The 23,917-nt window shown below is 65.2% G+C and carries 23 protein-coding genes and 1 pseudogene; 10 read left to right on the top strand and 14 right to left on the bottom strand.

Annotated elements, in window-relative coordinates; genetic code table 11:
* Window positions 1–116: 116 nt before the first annotated feature.
* On the bottom strand, window positions 117–2,246 hold the full coding sequence (locus R3P93_RS17470; protein WP_317533564.1) for an Rv1355c family protein: 2,130 nt from the start codon (window positions 2,244–2,246) through the stop codon (window positions 117–119).
* Complete coding sequence (locus R3P93_RS17475; RefSeq protein ID WP_317533565.1) at window positions 2,243–2,956, bottom strand: hypothetical protein; 714 nt, start codon at window positions 2,954–2,956, stop codon at window positions 2,243–2,245. The genes R3P93_RS17470 and R3P93_RS17475 overlap by 4 nt, the downstream gene beginning before the upstream one ends.
* A 140-nt stretch (window positions 2,957–3,096) precedes the next feature.
* On the opposite strand from R3P93_RS17475, the gene dcd reads away from it, so the two are divergent.
* The 7 genes from dcd (at window position 3,097) to R3P93_RS17510 (ending at window position 10,743) form a co-directional block, all read left to right on the top strand.
* The gene (gene dcd, locus R3P93_RS17480; RefSeq protein WP_317533566.1) at window positions 3,097–3,675 is read left to right on the top strand and encodes a dCTP deaminase; all 579 of its coding nucleotides are present in this window, start codon (window positions 3,097–3,099) and stop codon (window positions 3,673–3,675) included.
* A 168-nt stretch (window positions 3,676–3,843) separates the two neighbouring features.
* Entirely contained in the window at window positions 3,844–5,373 is a 1,530-nt protein-coding gene (locus R3P93_RS17485; protein WP_147458333.1) for an Hsp70 family protein, read from the top strand.
* Between the two features lie 55 nt (window positions 5,374–5,428).
* The gene (locus R3P93_RS17490; RefSeq protein WP_121871235.1) at window positions 5,429–6,871 is read left to right on the top strand and encodes a CYTH and CHAD domain-containing protein; all 1,443 of its coding nucleotides are present in this window, start codon (window positions 5,429–5,431) and stop codon (window positions 6,869–6,871) included.
* Window positions 6,872–6,952: 81 nt separating this feature from the next.
* Window positions 6,953–8,029 (top strand): hypothetical protein, encoded by a 1,077-nt coding sequence (locus R3P93_RS17495; protein ID WP_317533567.1) that lies wholly within the window; start codon window positions 6,953–6,955, stop codon window positions 8,027–8,029.
* Window positions 8,030–8,180: 151 nt separating this feature from the next.
* Window positions 8,181–8,468: an ANTAR domain-containing protein gene (locus tag R3P93_RS17500; protein WP_068049279.1), complete on the top strand. Its 288-nt coding sequence runs from the start codon at window positions 8,181–8,183 to the stop codon at window positions 8,466–8,468.
* A gap of 140 nt (window positions 8,469–8,608) precedes the next feature.
* Window positions 8,609–9,577, top strand: a complete 969-nt coding sequence (locus R3P93_RS17505; protein WP_262498501.1) for an Hsp70 family protein — start codon at window positions 8,609–8,611, stop codon at window positions 9,575–9,577.
* Window positions 9,578–9,627: 50 nt separating this feature from the next.
* A complete protein-coding gene (locus R3P93_RS17510) occupies window positions 9,628–10,743 on the top strand; it encodes a fused (3R)-hydroxyacyl-ACP dehydratase subunits HadA/HadB (protein WP_394855323.1) in 1,116 nt (371 codons plus the stop codon).
* Window positions 10,744–11,092: 349 nt separating this feature from the next.
* Here R3P93_RS17510 and R3P93_RS17515 read toward each other — a convergent pair whose 3' ends face one another.
* Entirely contained in the window at window positions 11,093–11,488 is a 396-nt protein-coding gene (locus R3P93_RS17515; protein ID WP_317533568.1) for a VOC family protein, read from the bottom strand.
* A gap of 133 nt (window positions 11,489–11,621) precedes the next feature.
* On the opposite strand from R3P93_RS17515, the pseudogene R3P93_RS17520 reads away from it, so the two are divergent.
* Window positions 11,622–11,750 (top strand): annotated as a pseudogene (locus R3P93_RS17520) (steroid 3-ketoacyl-CoA thiolase); the annotation flags it as partial.
* Between the two features lie 169 nt (window positions 11,751–11,919).
* A complete protein-coding gene (locus tag R3P93_RS17525; protein ID WP_317533569.1) occupies window positions 11,920–12,360 on the top strand; it encodes an Hsp20/alpha crystallin family protein in 441 nt (146 codons plus the stop codon).
* A gap of 31 nt (window positions 12,361–12,391) precedes the next feature.
* Here the strand turns inward: R3P93_RS17525 and R3P93_RS17530 are convergent, their stop codons facing one another.
* The 8 genes from R3P93_RS17530 to R3P93_RS17565 are packed head-to-tail and all read right to left on the bottom strand — an operon-like array spanning window position 12,392 to window position 19,429.
* Entirely contained in the window at window positions 12,392–13,045 is a 654-nt protein-coding gene (locus tag R3P93_RS17530; RefSeq protein ID WP_317533570.1) for a TenA family protein, read from the bottom strand.
* Window positions 13,042–13,794: a glutamine amidotransferase gene (locus tag R3P93_RS17535; RefSeq protein WP_094669955.1), complete on the bottom strand. Its 753-nt coding sequence runs from the start codon at window positions 13,792–13,794 to the stop codon at window positions 13,042–13,044. The genes R3P93_RS17530 and R3P93_RS17535 overlap by 4 nt, the downstream gene beginning before the upstream one ends.
* A gap of 9 nt (window positions 13,795–13,803) precedes the next feature.
* Entirely contained in the window at window positions 13,804–14,835 is a 1,032-nt protein-coding gene (locus R3P93_RS17540; RefSeq protein ID WP_317533571.1) for a phosphotriesterase family protein, read from the bottom strand.
* Window positions 14,832–15,866 (bottom strand): ABC transporter permease, encoded by a 1,035-nt coding sequence (locus R3P93_RS17545; RefSeq protein ID WP_068049295.1) that lies wholly within the window; start codon window positions 15,864–15,866, stop codon window positions 14,832–14,834. Before R3P93_RS17545 ends, R3P93_RS17540 begins: the two co-directional genes overlap by 4 nt.
* Window positions 15,863–16,648, bottom strand: coding sequence for an ATP-binding cassette domain-containing protein (locus R3P93_RS17550; RefSeq protein WP_068049297.1), 786 nt, complete (start codon window positions 16,646–16,648; stop codon window positions 15,863–15,865). Before R3P93_RS17550 ends, R3P93_RS17545 begins: the two co-directional genes overlap by 4 nt.
* 4 nt (window positions 16,649–16,652) lie before the next feature.
* Window positions 16,653–17,666 carry a substrate-binding domain-containing protein gene (locus R3P93_RS17555; protein ID WP_317533572.1) on the bottom strand — a complete coding sequence of 338 codons (1,014 nt, stop codon included), beginning with the start codon at window positions 17,664–17,666 and terminating at the stop codon, window positions 16,653–16,655.
* On the bottom strand, window positions 17,663–18,559 hold the full coding sequence (locus tag R3P93_RS17560) for a carbohydrate kinase family protein (RefSeq protein WP_068049301.1): 897 nt from the start codon (window positions 18,557–18,559) through the stop codon (window positions 17,663–17,665). Before R3P93_RS17560 ends, R3P93_RS17555 begins: the two co-directional genes overlap by 4 nt.
* Window positions 18,560–18,562: 3 nt before the next feature.
* Complete coding sequence (locus tag R3P93_RS17565; RefSeq protein ID WP_231893772.1) at window positions 18,563–19,429, bottom strand: BtpA/SgcQ family protein; 867 nt, start codon at window positions 19,427–19,429, stop codon at window positions 18,563–18,565.
* Window positions 19,430–19,630: 201 nt separating this feature from the next.
* Here R3P93_RS17565 and R3P93_RS17570 point away from each other — a divergent pair, with 201 nt between their 5' ends.
* The gene (locus R3P93_RS17570; RefSeq protein WP_068049304.1) at window positions 19,631–20,656 is read left to right on the top strand and encodes a LacI family DNA-binding transcriptional regulator; all 1,026 of its coding nucleotides are present in this window, start codon (window positions 19,631–19,633) and stop codon (window positions 20,654–20,656) included.
* Here R3P93_RS17570 and R3P93_RS17575 read toward each other — a convergent pair.
* From R3P93_RS17575 to R3P93_RS17585, 3 genes are read right to left on the bottom strand one after another with little or no spacing between them, the layout of a single operon-like run.
* Entirely contained in the window at window positions 20,617–21,699 is a 1,083-nt protein-coding gene (locus tag R3P93_RS17575; protein ID WP_317533573.1) for a M20/M25/M40 family metallo-hydrolase, read from the bottom strand. The genes R3P93_RS17570 and R3P93_RS17575 overlap by 40 nt on opposite strands.
* Window positions 21,700–21,728: 29 nt before the next feature.
* Window positions 21,729–22,592, bottom strand: a complete 864-nt coding sequence (locus R3P93_RS17580) for an alpha/beta fold hydrolase (protein ID WP_317533574.1) — start codon at window positions 22,590–22,592, stop codon at window positions 21,729–21,731.
* Entirely contained in the window at window positions 22,586–23,806 is a 1,221-nt protein-coding gene (locus R3P93_RS17585) for an alpha/beta hydrolase family protein (RefSeq protein WP_317533575.1), read from the bottom strand. Before R3P93_RS17585 ends, R3P93_RS17580 begins: the two co-directional genes overlap by 7 nt.
* Window positions 23,807–23,917: the final 111 nt, after the last annotated feature.

A 23,917-nucleotide genomic window follows, 5' to 3' on the forward strand; every position in this document is an offset into this window, starting at 1 on the left:
AGTTCGGTTGCGACGCCGGTGACGAGGACCTCGAGCGTCCGGTTGTGCTCCAGGGCCCCACTCCCGCCTCTCGTAGACTCAGCGCAGGACTGTTCCCCCTGGTCTTCGCCGGAACTCTACCCCGATACAGACGCTGAAACAGGAAGTCTGCGACTATGTATCGCGGTTTTCGGGGCGCAACTGAGCCGCAACACCAGTGCAACGGACTCGGTGTTTTCGAGCTCGAGCAGTGCGCGGAACTCGAAACTCAACTGCTGCAATGCTTCTGCGTGGTGCATCGAGAGTTGTCGATATTCTTCCACGGTCCGTGCGTAGAGGAACGCAGGGGAAACCGGTTGCACTGCTACACCGCGCAAATGCGCAGTTACCCAAACGTTCTCCGTTGCATATCCTCCTCTGATGTAATGTTCTGCGGTCGATCCGGGTACGGCGACCACTGCAAGTGCCGAACTCGACAGCACTCGATCGCGCATATCGGTCCCCAGTGCCGCGCCGGCGTCCCAGGCATGCACGAGTTCCATGACGTCCGGGCGCTTGACGATCTCGAGCTTGGACAGGTCCGCGTCGTCGATCCCCAGGGTCGACACCTCGATTCCCCGATCGGGATCGAGATCTCCCGGCCAGCGCAACTCGGAGAACATGTCTCGGTGCAGGTGCGGTGTGAGATACCGGATTCGATCGGCGGCGGCGAGGATATCCGCGGCCGCGGCCATGGATTCGGGTGCCGTCAGTAGCACTGCCCGTCCACCTTCTGCTGCTGCCGCAGCGGCGATGTCGGCGGCGATGTCCGCGTCCAGGGGTGCGCCGGTACCCATTTCCCGGTTGGTGCACCGCTCGAGAACGCCGTCGAGCAGGCGTCGATCGGTGATGGGTCGTGGGCCGCCTGCACTCAGCGTGATCTCGACTCCGTGCTCGTCGACATCGGTGCGGTCGAGTCTGCCCTGCGCGGTGGCCACCACTCGCGCGTTGAAGGCGGCCGCACCGACTGCCACGTAACTGCCGCGGAAGGCGATGTCGAGGGTCGAGGTTCGTGAACGATCGACCCCGATCCGCACGGTGCGTCCGTCTCGGGTGAACGTCCACGGCTGACTGTTTCCGCCGGACGGCGCGCGGCGGGCAGCGTCGAGAACGAGCGCGTCGGGCTCGACGGAGGTGGGGTGTGTGTCGACGGCGGTATCGTCCGAGGGCTGCTGCTCCCTACGCGTCGGGTTCGGGGGCGCGAGCGCGTCGAGATGGGTGTCGAGGTCGATGCGGATTCGTCCGGAGGGCAGGTGCGCTCCGGTGCCGAAGCGTCGAACGGCTGCGGCGATGGTGGCCCCGCCGAGTTGAACGTCGCCGCCCAATTGCGGCCAGGTCTCGATCGTTTCGCTCACCTCCACCATCGAAGCGGCCATGCGGGCCGAGAGCAGCGAGGCGTCGAGCTGATCCAGCACGATCGGGATCTTGTCGCGGGTGCCCAGCCCTCGCAGGCTCGTCGAGTCGATCTCACCGAGGACGCCGTGGAACACAGGGCGGTCGGGTTCGAGGTCGAAGCGTTCGACGTCGAGGAGTCCACGGTCGGAGGTCTCCATCAGTACCGGGATGCGTCGCGACCGGGCTGCCTCGCGGGCGCGGACCTTGACGTCGAGGGAATCGCATTCCTCGACGAGCAGGTCGAGTCCGTCGAAGAAGTCGTCGATGGTGTTCTCGGTGATGCCGTCCTCGGCGATTTCGACGCGTAGATACGGGTCGATTTCGGCAATGCGTCGGGCAGCGACGACTGCTTTGTTGACGCCGAGATCGAGGATGGACGCCGGAATTCTATTGAGGTTGGAAAGTTCGATCTCGTCGAAATCTGCGAGGCGAAGCGTCCCGCAGATTCCCTCGAGTGCGAGGGTGTGGGCAATGGCGTGCCCGACGCTGAGTCCGATGATTCCTATCGTGAGATCTCCCAAGGAATTCTGTTCCGCGAGGGTTATCTTGTTCCTGTTTCTGTCCAGCCTCAGGTGTCGAAACGAGTGGGGTCCGAGTACGGCGACGACAGTTTTTCGCCAGGGAAAGAATACCCACCTTTCGTTTTCGTCGAGAAGGCTCTGCTCAGGGCTGGGAAGCAGTGAGTGCAAGCCCTTTCTCTGCGTCTTCCGCTCGTCCAGAAATGTGAGGGTCGGATCGCGTCTGAGTTCGTCGAGTGCGGCGCGCTGTGTGGCGTCCGTCTCGTCGAATATCACAGGCTTCCAGTAGTGGCCGGGTGTGTTTCGATCGTTCATGATGCGACTGCTTCCGGGAGTTCGACGGCTGCGCGGCGGTGTGCGAGCAGGGTGACCGTGTTGTGTCGCATCCGGCGCCAGGTGGCCAGATCGGCGTTGAAGGCGAGTGTTGTTCTGTCCCACCAGAACACCTCGGTTCGATAGCGTTCGTCGGGGTAGGGTATCGGCGCGATCTGGGTGGCGATGACCGCTCCGGTGTCGAGCCACGCGGCGCGGACGTGGGAGGCCGCGGTGGCCAGGGCGTAGCGCGCGCCGAGAAGAGCCGTGCTGTAGGCGGGGGACTCCGCGATCATCGCGGTGACGGCGCGGCCGTGGGGTGCGTCCTGAGCGACCCACGCAGACTTGAGTTCGACGACTCCGTAGCCGATGCGTTCGTCGAGCATCGTGTGCACGTGACGGAGGCCGTCGGGATATTCGGCGAATTCGATCAGTGCGTGCGATTGATCGACCGAGGAATACGGTCCTTGCACCCGTACCCCGCCGACTATTTGTCCGGTTCGGTCGAGTGCTGCGAAGAACAGTGCGGTAGTGCCGCCGTCACGAATGGTCGACATTTCGAGTGCGGTGGTCACACCGTGTCGCGTGTAGCTTTCCTCGGCACCGTCCAGGAATTGTTCCCACAAGGCCGGATTTTCGGCGGGAGTGGTGGCCAGAACGAGGCATTGGGATCTGTCATCCCAGTACGAGGGGACGTCGAACGGAATTGTCATTTCACTCTTCCTGATAGGAGTTGCCCGAATGTGAATGGTTGTGCCGCTCGATTGTCCGGCTTTTCCTTTGCGGAGCTATCTGTCGTGATCGGGGCTCGGGTGTGTCGCGGCGGACTGCCCAGGACCAGTAGCCTGCAGAGGTGCTGCTCTCCGACCGTGACATCCGTGCCGAAGTGACCCTGGGAAACCTGGCGATCGAACCGTTCGACCCGTCGATGGTTCAGCCGTCGAGTGTCGATGTGCGGCTCGACAAGCTCTTCCGGGTGTTCAACAACACCCGCTACACCCACATCGACCCGGCGCTGCAGCAGGACGAGTTGACGACGCTGGTCGAACCCGCGGCCGGTGAGCCGTTCGTTCTCCATCCCGGTGAGTTCGTTCTCGGCTCCACGCTGGAACTGACGACGCTGCCGGACTACCTGGCCGGTCGGCTCGAGGGAAAGAGCTCGCTCGGGCGGCTGGGTCTGCTCACGCACTCGACCGCGGGTTTCATCGATCCGGGCTTCAGCGGCCACATCACGTTGGAGTTGTCCAACGTCGCCAACCTGCCGATCACGTTGTGGCCGGGCATGAAGATCGGGCAACTGTGTCTGTTCCGGCTGTCGTCGCCGTCCGAGAATCCGTACGGCAGTGCCGCGGTGGGGTCGAAGTATCAGGGTCAGCGCGGGCCGACGCCGTCGAAGGCCTACCTGAATTTCGTCCGGTCGAGCGTCGAGTAACGATCTCGCAGTTTGTTTGCCAGCCGTAAAACATGACGAACGACCGGTTGTAGCGGTACTCTGGTGACCTCACGTGGGTTGGGGCCTACCAGAGCGAGGTTTCTAGTGTCCGCGGTTCACGATGTGTCCGTCCTCGGCGCTTCTTTGGGGTCGAGTGGTCTCCGCAGCGTGATCAGTGCCGACTCGCGCTCCGGTGCCGTTCTGGAAGTGCACGAGCCCGTCGCGTCTCGGCCCGCACCCAACGGCCTCGCCCCCGATCCGTGGGATGCCGTCGTCACCTCGGTACACAATCTGGCGACGGAGTATGCGTCGGCGGATTTCTATCCGGTGCTCGCATTGCGCGAGAGCGACCCCCGAACGGCTTACGACCAGGACTTCTCAGACGGTGTCGTCCTCGTATCCGAACTCGGCGCCCAGTTGGGTGCACTGCGTGAGACACGTGTGCTGGCAGGCGAACGCTGCGTCGCCCTGTTCGACGTCGGCGCATCCGGTACCTCGGTCTCCGTCGTCGACATCGACAGCGGTGACGTTCTCGCGTCGCGTCGAACCGACGCGCTCAGCGGCGATGAGTGCGATCGAATGCTGTGCGATCACCTCATCGCGACATTCGGTGCGGCCGAGGCGCCGACGATCGAGGCTCGCAGGCGGCTCGTGCACGACGTCCGCGACGGCAAACACGAGCTGGCCCTGCTTCGCAGCGTGTCGATCATCGGGCCGTTCGTCGGCGGACGAGCGTCGCTGTGGCGTGGCAATCTCGACGAGGTCATCGGCGACGCCGTGCACCGAGCCGTTTCGATGGCCGTCGACGTCCTCGATGCGGTCAGCGCGCAGGGCGTTCGCGTCGACGCCGTCGTCGCCGTCGGCGGCGGTGCCAACATGCAGATAGTTCGCCAGGTCCTGTTCGACGCGGTGGCGGTGCCGGTCTACGTGCCCGAGCAGCCGGAACTGCTGGCGGCTTACGGCGCTGCCGGGATCGTTCGGACGGTGGGTCTGCGGCCTGCGCCGGCGGCACCTGAGGTGCTCACCGATCGATTCGCTGCCGTGGACCGGGATTCCGCAGACCTCGAGGTGGCCGCGGTGGTCTCCAAGCGTCCCCGGCACAGCGACACCTCCTTCAAGCGGATGACCAGGGCCAACAAGGCTCGGCATCTCGGCGGCGCGCTCGCGGCACTCGTCGCGGTATGTGCAGCCGGCACCGTGGTCACTGCGGCGGCACGGACCAGCGGCGAAGATCCAGCGACGTCGGTGACCACGTCGCAGGACTCCTCGCAACCCGCCCGGTCGCAGTCCGTGGTGCCTGCGGCGGACGGGTCAGCCGCCGAACCCGCCGAACCCGCCGGGCCCTCGGTGCCGTTCGCGACCACGACGGCGACGCCGACCTCGTCTCCGGTCGGCGCGCCGACAACGTCGTCCTCGTCCCCGGCACCGGCCACGACGGTCGCCGAAAGCGCCACCGCCACACGGCGCGTCGTCACCACGACCGGTGCCCCGTCCGTCATCGAGCAGACGACGGCACCGAGCAGGCCCACCGTCGATTCGTCGACCGTGGTGCAGACGACGGTCCCACCCGCCGCCACGACTCGTCCGACCACAACGCGTCCCACCACGACCACCCGGACCACGACGCCGACGACCACCACGCGGTCGACCCGGACGTTCGATTTTCCGTTGCCGGATTTCGACTTTCCGCGACGCTGACCGGTCTGCGCTTTCCGCCGTCACCGGCCCGGGCACTCGAGGCAGGATGAGCAGTATGGAGTCGATTCAGACCGAGCGCGAAGACAAGTTCGACGTCGACGCAGATTTTCAGTTGCCCACTCTCGCTTCGCTGGTACCCACCGGCGGCGCACTGGTGTCGAGCGAGACCGACCTGAGCAGTGAGTACTTCGACACTGCCGGCCACGACCTGTTGCGACGCGGGATCACCGTCCGGCGTCGTACCGGTGATTCCGACAACGGCTGGCATGCGAAGGTCCCGGCAGAGAAGGCGCGGACCGAGATTCGGCTCCCTCTCGGCAGCGGTGCGCACAACGCGGTGCCGGACGAGCTCAACGATGTGCTGCGCGGTGCGGTGATGGGCGCGGAGTTGGCCGCGGTCGCGACGCTCACGACGCGTCGAACGATTCACACCGTGTCCGACGCCGATGGGGCTGTCGTCGCGGAAATCGCCGACGACGAGGTGTCGGTGGTCTTGATCGGCGGCGCGACCGGTCCGCGGTGGCGCGAGGTGGAGGTGGAACTCGGCCCCGCAGGCTCGGAGTCGTTCCTGAAGAAGGCGGGCAAGGTGTTGCGCGCCGCCGGTGCTCGGCCGTCGGCGCATCCGTCGAAGTTGGATCGGGCGCTGTCGGTGGTGCGCCAGGAGCCTGCCGAACCCGGCGTGGCGCTGCTGGCGGATTATCTCGACGATCAGGCGCAGGCGATCGTCGCAGGAGATGTGTATCTGCGTCGGGGGCTGGATCCGATTCACTCCACGCGGGTGGCCATTCGGCGCTACCGCAGTACCCTCCGCGTATTCGGGAGTTTGTTCGAGGACGAGCCGGCTGCCCAACTCGAGGCCGAACTATCTTGGTATGCAAGCATTCTCGGCGAGGTTCGAGATCGTCAGGTGCAGCGTGCTCGGTTCGCGGCAGCGCTGCGCGAACTGCCGCCCGAACTGGTGCTCGGGCCGGTGGCGTCGCGCATCGAGAACGATCTGTTGGCCGAGCAGATCCGATACCGCGAGGCGGCGATGACCGAACTCGACGGAGAGCGATACCGCGCGCTGCTCACGACGCTGTCGGAGTGGTCGCGGGGGCTACCGATCGACGGCGAGGTCACCGACCGCGTGTTGGTCAAGCTAGCGCGCAAGGCCGGAAAGAAGGCGATCGATCGCACGAAGAGTGCCGTGCGCGGTACCGACGACGAGGCGTTGCATCGTGCACGGAAGGCGTCGAAACGTGCGCGGTATGCGGCCGAGTTGGTTGCGCCGGTGGTGGACAAGAAGGTCTCGAAGGCGAACATCAAGCACTACAAGACGATTCAGGAGGTGCTGGGAGAGCACCAGGATGCGGTGATCGCGGCGGAAATTCTGCGGACTCTCGGCGCGCGGGCAGGGACGACGGCGGGGGAGAACGGTTTCACCTTCGGCCTGCTGTTCGAGCGCGAGTGTCGCGCCGCCGAGGTAGCCCGGGACGAGGCGAGCAGGTTGGAGTTCTGATCAGCGAAACCGGGATGATTCCCCGATTCGAGACCCGAAGGGTACTCTGAGCCCGAATCGAATTCGGGGGAGTCGACGATCATGGCCATTGCGCTCGGGGTGCACGTCGGTGACGACGAAATATCTGCTGCATTGGTCGAGGCCGATCTACCCGAGCTCGGCCCCATTTCCACTCGCACCGTCTCCGTCTCCTCGGTTCCCGGGGGTGTCGGTGACGCCGTCACGACGATGCTCGGAATCATGAGGGTGCAGGCGGCCCAGAACGACCTGCTGATCAGCGGTTCCGGGGTGGTCTGCGACAGCATCGCGCTCTGCGGGACCGTTCGCGCCGCTCTGGCCGCCCACGATGTTCACGACGTCGGGGTGGTGGATGCCGGAGATCCGCGGTTGAACTCCGCGGTTCCATTGGGAATTGCAGCGGCACTGATCGGAGCCAAGGCCGCCCTCGCCGAGCCGGTGGCCGTTCCGAATGCGACGGGTGACGAGGACCGGAGTGGTTCCGGCAGCGATGTGGCCGGTACACCCCGCAGCGCGAGACTGACGATGATCGGGTTGGGCGTCGCGGTTCTCGCGGCACTGAGCGGAGCCACCGTGTGGGCTCTGGCGGCGTCCGATCCGACGCAGAGTTCCGTGGTCGATACCGCCGATGTTGCCGAGGTCCCGTCGAGCGGAAACAACGAAGCCGCGTCCTCGGCGGTGGTGGTCGCCGATTCGGCGGTCCCCTCTACCGACCCGTCGGCGATTCCGTCCGTCGACACCGGGTTGCTCGAGGTCCCCGCGTACGGGCCGATGCCGGTCGGTACCTGGAGTGCAGCACCCACTGCGGGTTCGGTCCCCACTCCGTACGTCGAGGCGTCGTCGGGTGGCGGCAACTCCGGTCGCGTCGATTCGGGTGCCGTCGATGCTGGTGCCGTCGATTCGGGTGGCGGCAGACCCGGCGGGGGCAACTCCGGTGGCGGTGATTCCGGCGGTGGTGACTCGGGTGGTGACTCGGGTGGCGACTCGGGTGGCGAGGAAACGACGACCGTCGATCCCCCGCCCGAGCCGGAACCCGAAACCGAGGTGCCGTCCACGGACCCGGCCGAGCCGACCACCGAGGTTCCGGAGACCACCGACCCCACCACCGATACAGAACCGCCGGCAGATCCGGTCGAATAGCCCTCGATCCGTTGATTGCATTGTGAGCGAGCGGTTTTGATACTTGTACAAGTCCTTCGCGTGACGGGTATGTGAATTCGACTCGGACACCTGAACTTCTGCTCAGCCGTCGCTACCATCGAGTGATCGACCAGTAGACGGTGAGTATTCGATGACCGAACATCCCGCAGCAGAACCGGTGACCCGCACGACCATCGACAGGGCAGTGGGTGTTCTCATCGCACTGCGTGGCTGTAGTCCGGAGGAGGCGTTCGCCGAATTGGCGGCGCACAGCTTCCGGTTCGATGTCTCGCTCGTGCAGTCCGCCCGCTCCATCGTCGCGGCCGCGCGTGGGATGGCTTCGGCCAACGGTGTCGCGTGCGCAGCGATGACGTCGGCGCAGGAGGAATGGGGTCCGCTGCTGGCCGACCGTCGAGAACCGTTCGACCACGTCGCCTGAGAATGGACGGTTGACGTCCTGCTGCTTGTTGTATCTCCCAAAACAAACCAAAAGTTCATTGAGATACCCAGTTTGCTGTCCAGGCGGCGGTTCGACGGTTACTATCGGCAGGTCGGAGTAGCCAGTCGAGTCGAGGAATCATGAGAACAGTCCTTGGTGTTTCGGTGGGTTCCGCCACTGCCCGAGGGGTCGCAGTCGATGCGATCGACGAGTCGGTGCGGTCGGCCCACATCGTTCACTCGTTCGATCCCGACGACCATCTTCAGGTCGCCATCGACTTGCTGGACTCCATGTCGCGCGACCAGATGGTCGACAGAACCGACATCGTCTTGGCTGTGCCCGACGATCCCGGTGCTCGCGCGCGAACCTCCGCCTACTCCACGTACGAGGCCGATCGTCTGTTGGTCGCCTCCGAGCTCGGTGCTCAGCTGCGGTATCTGCGGGGCACCGGCCAGCTGGAGGGCGCTCGTACCGTCGCTATCTGTGACGTCGGGGCGTCGGGCACCACGGTGTCGGTCGCGGACCCGGCCACCGGCACGGTCTTCAGTTCGGTGCGCACCACGCTGTTCGGGGGTAACAGCTGCGACGAGCAGGTCGCCCGCTACTTGCTCTCGATGTACGGAGCGGACGAGTTGGCGTCCGATCGCACCCGAGCAGATCTGGCGGTGTCGGTTCGCACTGCACGCGAGCAGCTGTCGAGGCTGCGGGTGGCGGAAGTTGCCGGACCTTTCGTCGGCGGGCCGGTGCGGTTGTGGCGCAATACCTTCGACGATGTTCTCGAGCGCAGCATTCGTTCGTTGGAGGACTGGGTGGCCAGTGTCATTGTCGACGCTCCCTGTGCCGTCAACGCCCTGGTGATGGTCGGCGGGTGCGCCAACATCCCCACGCTGCGGCGTCTGTTTCGTCGTGATCTGATGCTGCCGGTCGTCGCGCCCGCCAATCCGGAGTCCCTCACCGCGCACGGTGCGGCTCTGATGGCGGTCGACGCGGTCGCGTCTCGTCGCCATCGCCCGCGTGGTGCCATGATCGCCAACGTTGTGCCGTCGCAACACGCCTCGATGGTGGGCATGGTGGGCTACCACGACTCTCCGCGACACCGCTCGGCTTGACCCCTCCGGCCTGGCCAACCAACGCCGTTGTTCGGTAAGTTGCTCGGGTAATGGTGAACAGTGGGGTACGAGACGGTGGGACAACAGTGGCAGAGCAGGTAGCGGAGTCCGGTACGGCAGCGACCGGCGAGGAGGCGTTCGATCCGGCGGAACACGCTCGGAGCATGGTCGGTTATCACTACCGCACCGAGGACTACTACGAGGTGGGCCGCGAGAAGGTCCGTGAGTATGCCCGCGCTGTCCAGGATTTCCACCCCGCCCACTGGGATGGCGACGCTGCGGCCGCGCTGGGTCACAGTGCCCTCGTCGCACCTCTGACGTTCATGTCGCTGGTCGGCACCCTCGCGCAGAAGAAGCTTCTCCAGTCCATCGCCGAGGGCTACGACCTGAGCCAGATTCTGCAGACCGATCAGGTGCTGGTGTTCCAGAAGCCGATCCTTGCCGGCGACCAACTGACATGCGATGTCTCGCTCGATTCGTTCAAGACGGTCATGGGTCGCGACATGATGGTCACCAAGAACGTCGTGTCCAATCAGAAGAACGAATTGGTTCAGACCACGTACACCACACTCCTCGTCGGTCGGTCCGGCGAGATCGATCCGGCCATCGCCGAGTCCGCGAAGAACTTGGTCATGTTCGGTGCGACGACGGACGTCGGCGGAGCCGATTCCAGCCAGAGCGACACACTGTCCACTCCGCAGGAGCACGAGCCGCTGATCGTCGAGGAGTACCGGGGTCGGCCGACGCAGAAGTTCGACGACGTGAACGTCGGAGACGAACTGCCGCCGCGCACGGTGCGCCTGACCCGCGGTGATCTGGTCAACTACGCAGGCGTTGCCGGTGACGCGAACCCGATTCACTGGAGCGAGCAGTTCGCCAAGCTGATCGATCTCGAGAACGTGCTGGCCCACGGGATGCTCACGATGGGCGTCGGCGGCGGCTACGTCACCGAGTGGCTCGGCGACCCGGGCGCTGTGAAGGACTACACCGTCCGCTTCACCACCCCCATCCCCGTGGACACCCACAAGGCCGCCGAAATCGTCTTCACCGGCAAGATCAAGTCCAAGGACGAGGCGACGCGTACTGCAGTGATCTCACTGGGCGCGACATTCGAGGGCAAGCGAATCTTCGGCCACCGCGCTACGGCAACAGTGCAATTGGGCTGAATGCCTGCGGCAGTGGTGTGATCAGGTGCCCTGGGCGGGACTCAATCACGCCACTCGACCGCTTAGTTGGTTCGCCTGTGCCGCTGATCGGCTCCCCGGTTTTGGATTTCTGACTCCGATGGGCGTCGGGTATCCAAATGTGGGGAGCCGATCTGCAGGGCGCAGCGGCATTTACGCCCTTCGTTGGAATACGCACCCCCTGTAGCGGGCGTGAATTCATGCGAGGGGCGTAGATGTGTTCACCCGGCCTCTGCCGCGGATCGGCTCCTCAGTTTGGGATTTCTGACTCCGATGGGCGTCGGGTATCCGAATGTGGGGAGCCGATCGGCCGCGAGACGGTGCGCTGGGTTCATCCACCCACGAAGATGCAGAATGGATGGCCGGCCGGGTCGGCATAGATTCGGATCGGCTCCACCGGGTCGTCGTGCAGATCCCGAAGCAGAGTAGCTCCCAAACCCATTGCACGCGAATGCTCTTCGTCGAGTTGCGCGACAGTATCGACGCGGAAGTCCAGGTGCAACATCTGAGGGTGTTCGCCGTCCGGCCATGTTGCGGCCGGAAGTGCGCCGACCTGCTGAAACGCGATACGCCACGAACCGTCGGGTGCGGTGATCGCGAGCCAATCCGGATTGATCGGTTCGGCGTAGCCGGGTACGTATTCGAATCCGAGTAGTTGCCGGTAGAACTCGGCGGACTCACGGGTGTCGGTGCAGTCGAGGACCACTTGATGTACCGAAATGTTCATGATCGGGTCGTCTCCTGGGAGTGCTGCACCATTGCTGATCGGGTCGATCCTGCAGAAACAGTTGACCGCATCACTGGGCATCGCACAACGCCAGACGATTACGATCCGGCCCCTTCTGTAGATCGAGGATGGCGGCGGCAGCGGTGCGCGCATCATGACGACGATGGTTCACGCCCTCGCCGAACGTGAGCAGCGATTCGGCCTGCAGGTGATGTGCGAAGCGGGAGGACTCTCGAACGCAACCATCATCGAACGGCTGTAAGTGCCTGCGGCAGTGGTGTGGTCGAGTGCCCTGGGCGGCACTCGGCCACACCACTGCGGAGCGAATTCCCTCTTGGCACTCTTGGGTGCAGAGTGCTAACTTGGGTCTCGCACAGTGAAGACGCGGCCGCCAGAGGGGCGGACGCATCGTCGTTCAGGAGGTGGTTGCTGTGCTTCGCTTCGATCCGTTCCGTGACCTCGACTCGATTGCTGCCGGGATGCTCGGCGCGACCAGTGGTTCGGACCGTGCACCCAGGTTCATGCCTATGGACCTCTACAAGCTCGATGATCACTACGTCCTCAACGCGGACCTCCCGGGTGTCGATCCGGGCTCGATCGATGTCGACGTCGATCGCGGCACTCTCACGTTGACCGCGCATCGAACCGCACCCACCAGTGATGGCGTGCAGTGGCTTTCGTCGGAGCGATTTGCCGGAACGTATCGACGCCAGCTCTCGCTCGGTGACGGGGTCGACGCGGAGAAGATCTCTGCGTCCTACGACAACGGCGTCCTGACGGTCACCATCCCGCTGGCGGAGCGGGCCAAGCCACGCAAGATCCAGATCGCCCACGACAACACGCAACGAACCATCGAGACTCAGACAAGCTGAGCGCCTGCGGCAGTGGTGCGGATAGGTGCCTTCAGTGGCGCTTGTCCACACCACTGTCGTGGGTAATCGCGGCGTCGTGAAATTCCATCTCGGCAGCCAACATTCCGACGAACCACGCGTCCAGGGTCGCGTCGTCCACCTCGTCCATCGCGTCGACTTCTCGGGCCAACGCGTCCACCTGCGCGACGAACGCGGGGCGGGTGTGCATCTCGATCCACTCCTGCAGTGCCGGTTCACGATCGACAGATCTGTCCATCGCAGCGCGGCACCAGGACAGATACAGGGTCTCGGCGGCGAACATTGCGACCAGAGCTGCGGCTCTACCGTCCTTACGGGCAAGTCCCAGTGCGTAGTTCGACAGAACGGACGAGCCCTCGATCAATTCGTCCACGTCACCGTCGTACGGAAACTGCTCGCGTAGTCCGGCGAAATATTCGCGCTGCTCGCCGACGAGGTTGGACAGTGACGTCACGTGATCGGTGGCGTCGTCCAACGACGTCGACTCCGCGACCACGAGCCCGAGAATGCGCACCGCGGTGAGCACGAATGCTTCCTCGATCACCAGGTAGCGCCGAAAGTCGTCGTCGCGCAACGTGCCGTCGATCGAGTCGGTGATGAAGCGGACACGCTGCGCGGCAGCAAGATTGCGATGCTGCCGCGCAGTCAGTTCGGCGGAGCGAGTCACTTTTCGGACAACCAGGTGATCAGGCCGTCGAACAGATCCGTGTATCCGAGCCATTGTTCGCAGAACTCCGGCGGTGCCCAGTGCGGTGAGCAGTCCGAGGTGAACACTGCGGAGCGGCCCTTGCCGTAGGCGCCCGCCGCCACCAGCGGATCACCGTTGATGGTGGCCGGTACGGCAACCCCGTCCTTGGCGATCACTCGGTTGTAGCCGAGCAGGGCAGGCCACTCGGTGCCGCTGCCGCTCACGGTGGGGTGGGTGCCGTCGACGACGACGGGAATCATTCCACCGGGCGTCTCCACCCGATCGTCTTCCGGGAGCATCGTCACCGGCAGTGCGTCGGCGAGGGCCGTCTGCCGGAACGCGGCCCGAGCCTGAAACCCGGAGAACGAGAGGTATCCGCCGATCATCATCAGCGCACCGCCGTCGTGCACCCAGTTCCGAAGCTCGACCAATCGATCCTCGCCCGCCTGGAAGCGGTCGAAAACATTGGGTGCCAATTGAATCGAGTTGGCACCGATATCGGAGAGCACCACCACGTCGAACTCCGACAGCGCATCTGCGTTACCGGGGAACTGGGTGGGTACCAGGTGCGCCGGCATGTGCACCACCTCGTGCCCACGGGAGGCGAGCGCGTCCCGCAGTGGGCCGACGCCTTCGACGTAGGAATGCACGGTGAACTCGTCGACACCCTTGACGTGGGTGGACGACGTCATCCAGCTTTCACCGGCGATCAGAACTTTCTTACCCATGACGCTTCTCTATCCTTTTCCGGCCTGCTCGAAGAGCGACCTCGGGTTGTCTTGCATGAGTGAGGACACGCGCTGCGGATCCAGTCCGTTGCGAACCAGCCGAGCGGCGAAAGAGACGGGCACATAGGCCAATCCGTTGCCTCCGTACTTTCGCAGCATCGATTTGAGGAACAGGTCGTGGCTGAGGAGGAGTTGCGCTCCGTATCCGCCACCGACCAGACCCACAACGGCGAGGGCAGTCTCGGCGGGCGGCGGCGACTGCCCCTCCCCGGGAAACTCGAAGGGCATACCGATCATGTCGAATTCGAGGAAGACCCCGCGATCGGCGAGCGCGCACTGGTAGTCGGGATCGTTGCCCGACGGGTCCATGTGGCACAGCACCACCGCGCCCGGATCGACACCCATCTCGTCCAGAACGATATCGAGCACCGCCGGTCCGTAGCGCTTCCAACCCGGAAGATGAACGAACAGGGGCACGTTCACCTCCCGCTGAGCGACGCATGCTGCGCGAAGCGCTTTCGCCTCGTTCTCGGTGAACGACGGTGAGATTCCGATCTCGCCGATCACGCCTGGCTTCGGCGCATCCGTATCGGCGGTGAACTCGGAGATGAGCGACGCGGCGAGGGTGTCGATGCCGAGTGCGGCCACTTCGGGCGGATGCGTCGACTCGAGATACCAGCCCGAGCCCATGACGACCCGAACACCGGACCGGCGTGAGTAGTCGGCGAGAATCTGTGGTCGACGGCCGATACCCGGGGGTGTCAGGTCGACGATCGTCGTTCCTCCGTTGTCTGCGAACGTCTTCAGCTCGTCGAGAACCCCGGCTGCATCGTCGACTCGGCAGTTGTCGGCACTGTGGTACGGGTTGTCGTGCAACAGCCACGCGTTCTCCGACGCGACCGGGCCGGCGAGGATCTGCGCGACAACAGGATCCGGCGACGGTGAGTAGGCGACGGAAGCGTCGTTGTGCAGGTGTTCGTGCGGCAGGACGAGTCCGAGCCGATCGGATTCGATCGCTCCGGTGACGGTGGTGACGATCATTGCTTCCCCGGTGCACTCTGCAGGTGCTTGAACAGCGAGGCCAGGGAATGTCCGCGCATGTTGATCCAGATCGCCATCAGCAGAACGACACCGGTGATGATGGGAGTCAGGAATGGACTGACGCCCAGCAGGGTGAGGCCGTTCGCGATGATGCCGGTGAGGACCGCGCCGATGACGGTTCCGATCACGGTGCCGCGTCCACCGAAGAGGTTGGTGCCACCGAGTACCACCGCGGTGATGACGGTGAGCTCGAATCCGTTGGCGGAGTTGGCCGATCCGGATCCCAGCCGGGCTGCAATGAGAAGTCCGGCGATGCCCGCGGCGAGACCGGTGAACACCAACGTCATCATCAGCACCCGGCGAGTGTTGACGCCCGAGCGGCGAACGGATTCGACGTTGGAGCCGATCCCGGTGACGTAGCGGCCGAATCGAGTGCGGTTGAGGGTGATTGCACCGATGATCACCACGCCGAGGGCGATCCAGGCGCTGGCCGAGAACCCGAGCCACGATGCGGTGCCCAGCTTGGCGAACGCCGTACCGGGAGTGATCGGGACGGAGAATCCCTCGGTGCGGTACAGGGCGATGCCGCGAATGATGGACAGCGTCGCGAGGGTGACGATGAACGGTGGAATGCCCTGGTAGGCAGCGAGCCAACCGTTGACCAGACCCCACGCGGCCCCCATCAAGGGCGCTGCCACGAAGACCACCGAGGAGTCGACGCCGGCCTGGATCAGCTCGGCGCTCATCGCGGCGACGAACGCCACCGTGGCCCCGACGGAGAGATCGATCTGACCGGTGGTGATCACGAACGTCATGGCGACGGCGATGATCAGAACCGGAGCGATCTGCGTGGCGAGGTTCGAGATGTTGGTGAACGTCAGGAACGACGATGTGGTGACCGAGAAGATCGCGGCGACAGCGACGGTGACGGCCAGCATTGCCAGCGTCGGTTTGTTCGCCTGCTGCCACAGGGTGGGTCTGCTGGCGAGCTTCTCCACGCTGGGTGGAGCGTTCTTGTCGAGAATCGTCATGATGGGCCTCCCGGCCGGGACGTGGAGTGCGTGGGTACCGGGGTACGGGTGATGAGGCCGACGAGGGATTCGATGTTCAGGTCCCCGATGGGGACGTCGTCGACGCTCTGGCCCTCGTACATGACGGTGATGCGGTCGCAGACGCGGAACAGGTCCTGCAGTCGGTGCGTCACGAGGATGACGCCGACGCCCTGGGCCGCGACGTCCGTGATGAGTTTCAGTACCGACTCCACCTCGGCGACGGCCAGTGCCGCCGTTGGCTCGTCGAGGATCAGCACGTCGGGACGGAACGACACGGCGCGGGCGATGGCGACGGTCTGACGTTGTCCGCCCGAGAGCTGCCCGATCTCCTGGTACGTCGACTTCACCTTCACGTGCAGGTCCGCCAGGATCTTCGCGGCCCGCTCGTGCATGCCGTGCCGGTCGAGGAACGGGCCCTTCCTGGGCTCGCGCCCGAGGAACAGGTTGCTGGCGACGTCGAGGGTGTCGCACAGGGCGAGATCCTGGTACACGATGCCGATCTTCTTCTGCTGTGCGTCGAGCGGCGTCGAGAAGCGCACCGGGTTGCCGTCGACGCGCATCTCACCGCCGTCGTGTTGAACGGCGCCGGCAAGGATTTTCATGAGCGTCGACTTGCCGGCGCCGTTGTCTCCGACGACTCCGAGTACCTCGCCGCGTCCGAGCCTGAGATCGACTCCGCGGAGTGATTTGACCGGGCCGTACGACTTGGTGATTCCGGAGAGTTCGATCAGGGGTGGATCCGGTGAAAGCTGTTGTGTCATGGCTCTACTTCTCCAGGTAGTACATGTAGTCGCCGACGTTCGCCGGGGTGACGATCTGCGTCGGGACAGGGATGTCTGCGGGGGCGGTGCGTCCGCAGCCGAGGTCGATGGCGGCATTCATTGCCTCGTAACCGAATTCGAAGGTGTTCTGCTGTACGACGCCTTCCAGCCAGCCGGCCTGGAGCGCGGTGACGGCCTGATCCGACAGGTCCCATCCGACGGCCTTGACCCGGTCCTGTGCGCTCTGACTGTTCACTGCGGCAACGAGACCGATGAGCGCGGGTTCGCCGGTGGCGTAGACGTATTCCATGTCCGGATTACCGGTGAGCAGGTTCTCCGCGGCGGTCTGCGCGTTCTCCTGGATGTTGCGACTGTCGACCACCGTTCCGACGGTCATGCCTGCGGCGGAGACGGTGTCGGTGAAGCCCTTCTGGCGTTCGAGCTGGATGGTGCTGTTGAGCGCGCCGACGATACCGACTGTGCCGGTGTCGTTCGCGAGCTCGGCCAGGGTGTCGCCGATCTGCGCCCCGCCCTCGGCGTTGGCGGTGCCCACCTGGGTGGAGATGGCCGGATCGTCGACGGTGGCGTCGACGGCGACGACGGGGATGCCCGCGGCAGCTGCCTTGGCCACGGACGGCTTGATTCCGTCGGTGTCGATCGCGTCGACGATGATGGCGTCGACTCCGGAGGCGATGAGGTTGTCGAACGCGTTGGCCTGTGTGACGGAATCGTCGTTGCCGCTGATGATCTGGAGATCGACACCGGCCTGATCGGCCACGTTCTGAGCTGCGTTGTTGATCTGGTTGAAGAACAGGGCCTGAAGGTTGATCGTCACCAGCCCGATCTTGAGGGTGCCGTTGTTGCCCTCGCAGGTTTCGGCGACGCGGGTGGGCTCGGGGATCGACGACGCGGCCACGTCGGTCCCACCGGCGGTATCGCTGGGAGCGGCGGAATCGCAGGACGTGAGCGTCAGCGCCACGGCAGCACCGAGAACGAGAGGGAGTGCGCGTTTGATCATGGGATCTCCTGGAGGTCGAATGGTGCGTGCGTGGAGGTGAATTCGGTCAGTTCGGTGAGGCTGGGGCAGCCGCGTGGCCCGGGGGTGGCGCAGGCGAGGGCTGCCGACACTCCCGCGAGACGTGCCGAGTCGGCCGGCGGTGTGCCTGCGTCGACGAAGGCGATGTAGGTACCGCAGAAACAGTCGCCCGCGCCGACGGCGTCGACGATCTCGACGCGCACCGCGGGTTCGGTGACGGTCTCACCCGTGGGCGTGACCAGGGTCCACCCGTGTTCGCCATCGGTGACGACGAGGTGGGTGTCGTACTCGGCGGTCAGCGTCGACCACCGCTCGGCCTCGATGCCGAAGCTGTTCTGCCAGAGACTGCGTCCGACTATCACGTGGTCTGCGAGAGCGAATGCGCGCAGCGCGGCATCGGCGTCCTCGCAGCCGTCGAGGTCGATTGCGAGGCTGACGTTCGGGGGGAGTTCGGCGGGCAGCATCGCTGCTCGATAGCCGTCGAGGAAGAGTCGGCCGCCGCCCTCGGCGAGGGTGGCGAGCACCGCAGCCAACCGGGTGGCGTCGTTGGCGTCGTCCTGGCTGATGATGGATCGGTCGCCGCCGTCGGCGATGAGAACCACTGCGGTGGAGAGGAATGCGTCACGCGGTGACCAGCTGGTGTCGACGCCGTCGTGTTCGAGTGTGGCGAGGAACTGCGTCGAACGCGGGTCCGGTCCGACGGCTCCGGCGAAGGCGACTCGGGCACCCATGCGGGCGGCGGCGACGGCGGCGTTGGCGGTCATGCCCCCGTCGATGGTGTCGACGGCCGTCGCCTGAACCCGTTCGCCGAGCACCGGCACGTGCGGAACATGCACCGTCACATCGCTGTTGGCGTAGCCGAAGAAGACGATCATGCGCTACTTGCCTGCTGCGCGGGCGACGGCGCGTACCTTGTCGCCGTCCACCCGGCCCCACCAGCGCGCGTTCTCCTTGACCGAGGAGGCGATGATGGCACCGTCGCACTCCTTCATCAGATCGCCCACGTTGCCCGCGGTGATTCCGGAGCCGATGATGACCGGGAGCACGGTGTTGTTCTTGATCACCGACACCTCGTCCACCGAGGCGGCGTCACCGGTGCGGGAGCCGGTGGCGATGAGGACGTCGGCGTCGAAGAACTCGGCGTCCTCGGTCTGCTCGGCGATGGTGCGGTCGGCGACGATGGCGTGCGCACCGTGCTTGACGTGCACGTCGGCGAAGATCTTGACCGGGGTGGCTCCGATGCGATGGCGAAAGCGAGTGGTCTTGGCAGCCTGGCCCTCGATGAAGCCCTCGTTGGCGATGTATGCGTTGGCCCACTGGTTGACGCGGACGAAGCTCGCGCCTGCGGCCCACGCTGCGGCCACGCCGCATTCGCCTGCGTTGGACAGGATGCTGACGCCGACGGCTCGGCCGAATTCTGCGACCACGGCGGCGGTGACGACGCCCATTGTCGCCGCGGTTTCGTAGCCGTGTTCACCGGGCTTGAGGAACGGGATGTCCCAATGGTTCTCGACGATGACCGCGTCGAAGCCGTTGTCGATGTAGGCGTGTGCCTCGGCGACTGCGAAGGCGGCGATCTCGGCGACGGGCTGGCCCTTGTAATGCGGGCTTCCCGGGAGCGCGGGGAGGTGGATGGCCCCGATGAGGGCGGGGGTGGTGGCGACGATGTCGGCGAGCGCCGACGGCTTGGACGGGAATACTCCCAGCGACGGTGTCGGGCTGGCTTCCGGAGGGGGCGTGCTCACGTGGGTGGCTCCTGGGATCGGGGCAATCGAGTCGGGCATGTAATCGATTACCTTGCGTATATGCACCGTAGGGGATCAGCACCCGTTCATGTCAAGGAATTCTCGAGTCGTTTATGTAAACGATTGCCTCTATCGTGTTAACCAGACCGGACGGTGTCCACGGTTCGCTACCCTCAGGCCACACCAAAGACTAGGAGTCGGATGCGCAAGGCAACGATTCGCGACGTCGCCGAACGTGCGGGCGTCTCGACGGCCACGGTGTCGCGGGCACTGTCGGGTTCTCGGCCGGTCTCGGAGGAGGTCGCCGCGGCCATCCGGCGAGCAGCGGACGAGCTGGGCTACTCCGGCAACATCATCGCCAGCTCGCTGCGTCGCAATCGCACCGACACCATCGGCATGGTGGTTCCGTCCATTGCCAACCCGTTCTTCACGTCGCTCGTCGTCAACGTCGAACACGTGCTCTCGCAGCGTGGACTGCAACTGTTCCTCTGCGATTCGCGCTCGGATCCGGCCGTCGAAGCGCAGCGTCTGCGAAGCCTGGTCTCGCGTCAGGTCGATGGCATCATCATCAGCCCGTGCCACGGTGAACGATCCGCCGACGCCGTCCGAGCCTCGGCTCGCGCGATCCCCGTCGTCCAACTGGACCGATTCGCCCTCGACACGCATACCGACTGGGTGGGCGTGGACGACGATGCGGCGCAGGCACTTCTGATGGATCACCTTGCCGCCCAGGGCGCACGCAGCGCCGCGTTCATCAGCTCGGAGCTCACCAACTCCTCCACCGAGCTGCGCCGGGCCGGCTTCTTTCGGCACGCCGCCCGCGTCGGCATCGAGACGCGAGAGGAGTGGACCCAGCTGGGCGACTACTCGATCGACTGGGGACGCGAATCGTCTCGGGCGATGCTCAGTTCGGCGTCTCGTCCGGACGCGGTGGTGTGTGCCGACGACCTGATCGCGCTGGGGGTGCTGCAGAGCTGCCAGGCGCTGGGGCTCGCCGTACCGTCGGACATCATGGTGACGGGCTTCGACGACATTCCGTTCTCCGCCTTGAGCAATCCGCCGATCACCACCATCAGGCAGCCCCAGGAACGGATCGCGGCCGAGGCGACGCGGCTGCTGGATCAGGCGATGAACACCGACCTCACCGGTACCGCGCACATCGCGCTCAAACCTGAACTGGTGGTGCGTCAGTCGACCGTAGGCCAGGCTCGCGTCACCGCGCCGTAGGCGGCGACGGCGGCGTCGAGTTCGGCCAAGGACACGCTCTCGTCGGCCGCGTGCATCAGCGCCGGCGTGCCCGGTCCCCACACCACGATCGGGGCCGACGGGGCCGCGGCGGCCAGGATGGAAGCGTCGGTGAAGTAGGTGACCGGCTCTGCTGCAACGGGATTCGGGAGCGCGGAGATCCAGTTGTTGTCCGGTGTGGTGCGTACCCCGGGGAGGTCGATCCGCGCGTCGACACGATCCACTTCCGGCTGATCCCTCCACCAGGCCAGCAGATCCCGGCCATCGCCGACGGTACGGTGGTCGATCACCACGTGGGCCGCGTCGGGCACGATGTTGGGGGCCGAACCGCCGTCGATCAGTCCGACGTTGAACGTTTCCGCGCCCAGGAACGCATCCGAGGCGAGCGGCAGTTCCTCTTTTGCGCGCGCCAACACGTCGACGAGTTTGAAGATGGCGCTCTCGCCGCGTTGCGGTGTACTGCCGTGTGCGGCAACGCCTGCGGTGAACACGTCGACCCACAGCGCACCGCGATGGCCGAGGTGTACGCGGTTTCCTGTGGCCTCCGGAACTACGACGGCTCCGACGCTGCAGTCGGCGACGGCGTGGCGGGCGGCCTGCGCGCCGAGCGATCCGATCTCCTCGTCGCTGGTGAGCAGGAATGCGACCGGGACGCCGTCGTCGATGGCGTTGAGCACCGCGGCCGTGGCCGCCACGAGACCGGCCTTCATGTCCGAGGTGCCTCGGCCGCGTAGGACGCCATCCTCGATGTCGGCGACGAACGGATCGAACTGCCAGTGCTTCAGGTCGCCGGGCGGGACGGTGTCGACGTGACAGGCGAACATCAGCCGCGTCGTCTCGGGAGATGCGTCGTTGGTTATCAGCATCCACGGGTGCGGACCGTCGGTGTCGCCTTCCACGGTCAGCTTCGGAGTGCGCGCTCGAAGCAGCGACAGAACCGTGTTCATGGTCAGTCGCTGCGGTGCGGGGTCGCCGGAAACGGTGCTCGTGGTGACGAGTTCAGTGAGCAGGCCGGTGGTGTCCATGGTGCAGTATGCCTCCGGTTGTGGAGCGGTCACGTGCCGCTGAGGGCGATCGACCGCAGCACTGCTGCGGCGGCCGCATCCGATGCCTGTGTTGGAATCCAGTGCGACACATCGGGTAACACGGTCAAGGTGTATGCAGCGTCGACGTAGCGCTGTGCATTGTCGACGGCGGATCGTCCGATGAAGGTGTCTCCGTCACTCCACACCATCGACGTCGGCACGGTGATGCGCAGACGGCCGATGCCCGGGTTCGAGAACGGCAGTCCGCGGTACCAGGTGACGGCGAAGGGCAGTGCGCCGTAGTCGACGATCTCCGTCTTCGTCCGTTCGAGGTCGTCTTCGGTCATTCCGCTTTGTTCGTACCACTTCTCGGCCCGGGCGCCGGGCCGCATCATCCATTTCTCGGGCAGTAGCGGCAGTTGGAAGAACGCGAAGTACCAGGAGTGCAGAATTTGCTTCGAGGTGAGCATCGCGGTCATGAACGAGCCGGGGTGTGGAACCGAGAACGCCGTCAGTGACGCAACGAGCCGAGGGTGTCGTCCTGCGGTGACCCAGGCGATGTTCGCTCCCCAATCGTGTCCGACCAGATGAACCGGTTGACCGATCACCTCGATCAGGGCGGCGACATCGCCGACCAACGCTCCGATGCGATAGTCCCGTCGCCGCTTCGGCCGGGCCCGCGGTGAGTACCCGCGCTGATCCGGTGCGACAGTGCGGAATCCGTGCTCGTTCAGAACGGCCATCACCGCGGACCACGACGATGCCCGCTCGGGAAATCCGTGCAGTAGCAACACGATCGGGCCGTCGAGCGGGCCTTGGTCGAGGACGTCGAACACCAATCCGTCACGGGTGTACTCGGTGATTCTCTCCGTCGCGGAGCCGCTAGTCAGCATGTGCTTGGCACCGATTGGCCTGCGAACACGGCAGCCAGGAACTGCATGGCGGCCTCGTCGCTGACGTCGTGGCCCTGCTCGGGCTGCTCCTGCGCGACGATCGGATCACCCAGAGCGCAGGCTTTTTCGACACCGTCGGCGGTCCACTGGGGCAGCACGATGTCGTCTTTCGCGCCGTAGGCCACGAACATCGGCACCTCGGTTCGCACCTGGGGGAGTGTGTAGCGGCCGATCACGTCGAGCAGCTGTTGCTCGGATTGCGCTGAGTCGGCCGCGAACTCGTCCGGAGCCATTGCCTCGACTGCTCGCTCCTTGCCGTCCGTGTCTCCGCCCGAGCAGGTGAGCAGCAGCTCGTTGTTGGCCTCCGCGACGCTGCCGCTGTAGTCCATCGGATCGATCGTCGGGTCGACTTGCTGTGCGCCGTAGAGCAGGTACGGCAGAAGCTCCTTCTGCGGTCTGGTGAGGTTTCCGTCCGTTGCCGCCTGCACCAGGGGCGTCAGGTCCGTCGGCGGCGACAGCGACACCGATCCCACCAGGTCGAGGCCCTGACCGTAGGTGGCGGCGAGTTCGTTTGCAGCCCAGGCTGCTTGGCCACCCTGTGACAACCCGACAGCGGCCCATCGGGTGGACATGTCCGGCAGCGCGCTCTGGGCGGCGCGGGCCGCGTCGATCATGTTGTGTCCCGAGGTGCGCGGTTCCAGGTACGGGTGGGTGCCGCCGCCGGTGCCCAGGCCCTGGTAGTCGGGCAGCACGGTGACGTATCCGAGTTCGGTGAAGTCCTGCACAGCGAATTGGTAGCCGAGTAGATCGGGATACAGCGTGGGTCCGCAGTCGGCCTGAATTCCTGTGGTGCCGTGCCCGTAGACGACGGTCGGCCAACCGCCCGCGGGTGGGGTGCCTGCCGGAACGGCTGCGACACCCGAGACCGCCGTGGGGGAATTGTCGACACCCGATGTGGACTCGTAGACGAATCGGTACAGCGTGGCTCCGGTGGCGGAGAGCTCCGTCGATCGATCGCCGAAGTCCTCGGAATCGAGAACGGTGCCCGGCACTCCGGTGAAGTCGTACTGCGGGGCCGGTGCGGTCGTCGTCTCGGCGGGCGTGACCGAGGGCGCGGGCTCGGGCGGGGAGCTGCACCCGACGAGCGCGCAGGTGGACGCCGCGAGAACGGCTCCGACGCGTCGAGCTCGATTCGGACCACTGATGGCATTCACCCTCGCGTGTCTACCAGACCCTGGCGGGAATCGGCAGCCTCAACTGCCCGTGTGCTTCCGGCGGACATCGTCGACCAGGTCGTGAGTGGCGGCCGATTCGGGTCGCCAACC

The organism is Rhodococcus cerastii (assembly GCF_033042195.1).
Taxonomy (GTDB): Bacteria; Actinomycetota; Actinomycetes; order Mycobacteriales; family Mycobacteriaceae; genus Rhodococcoides.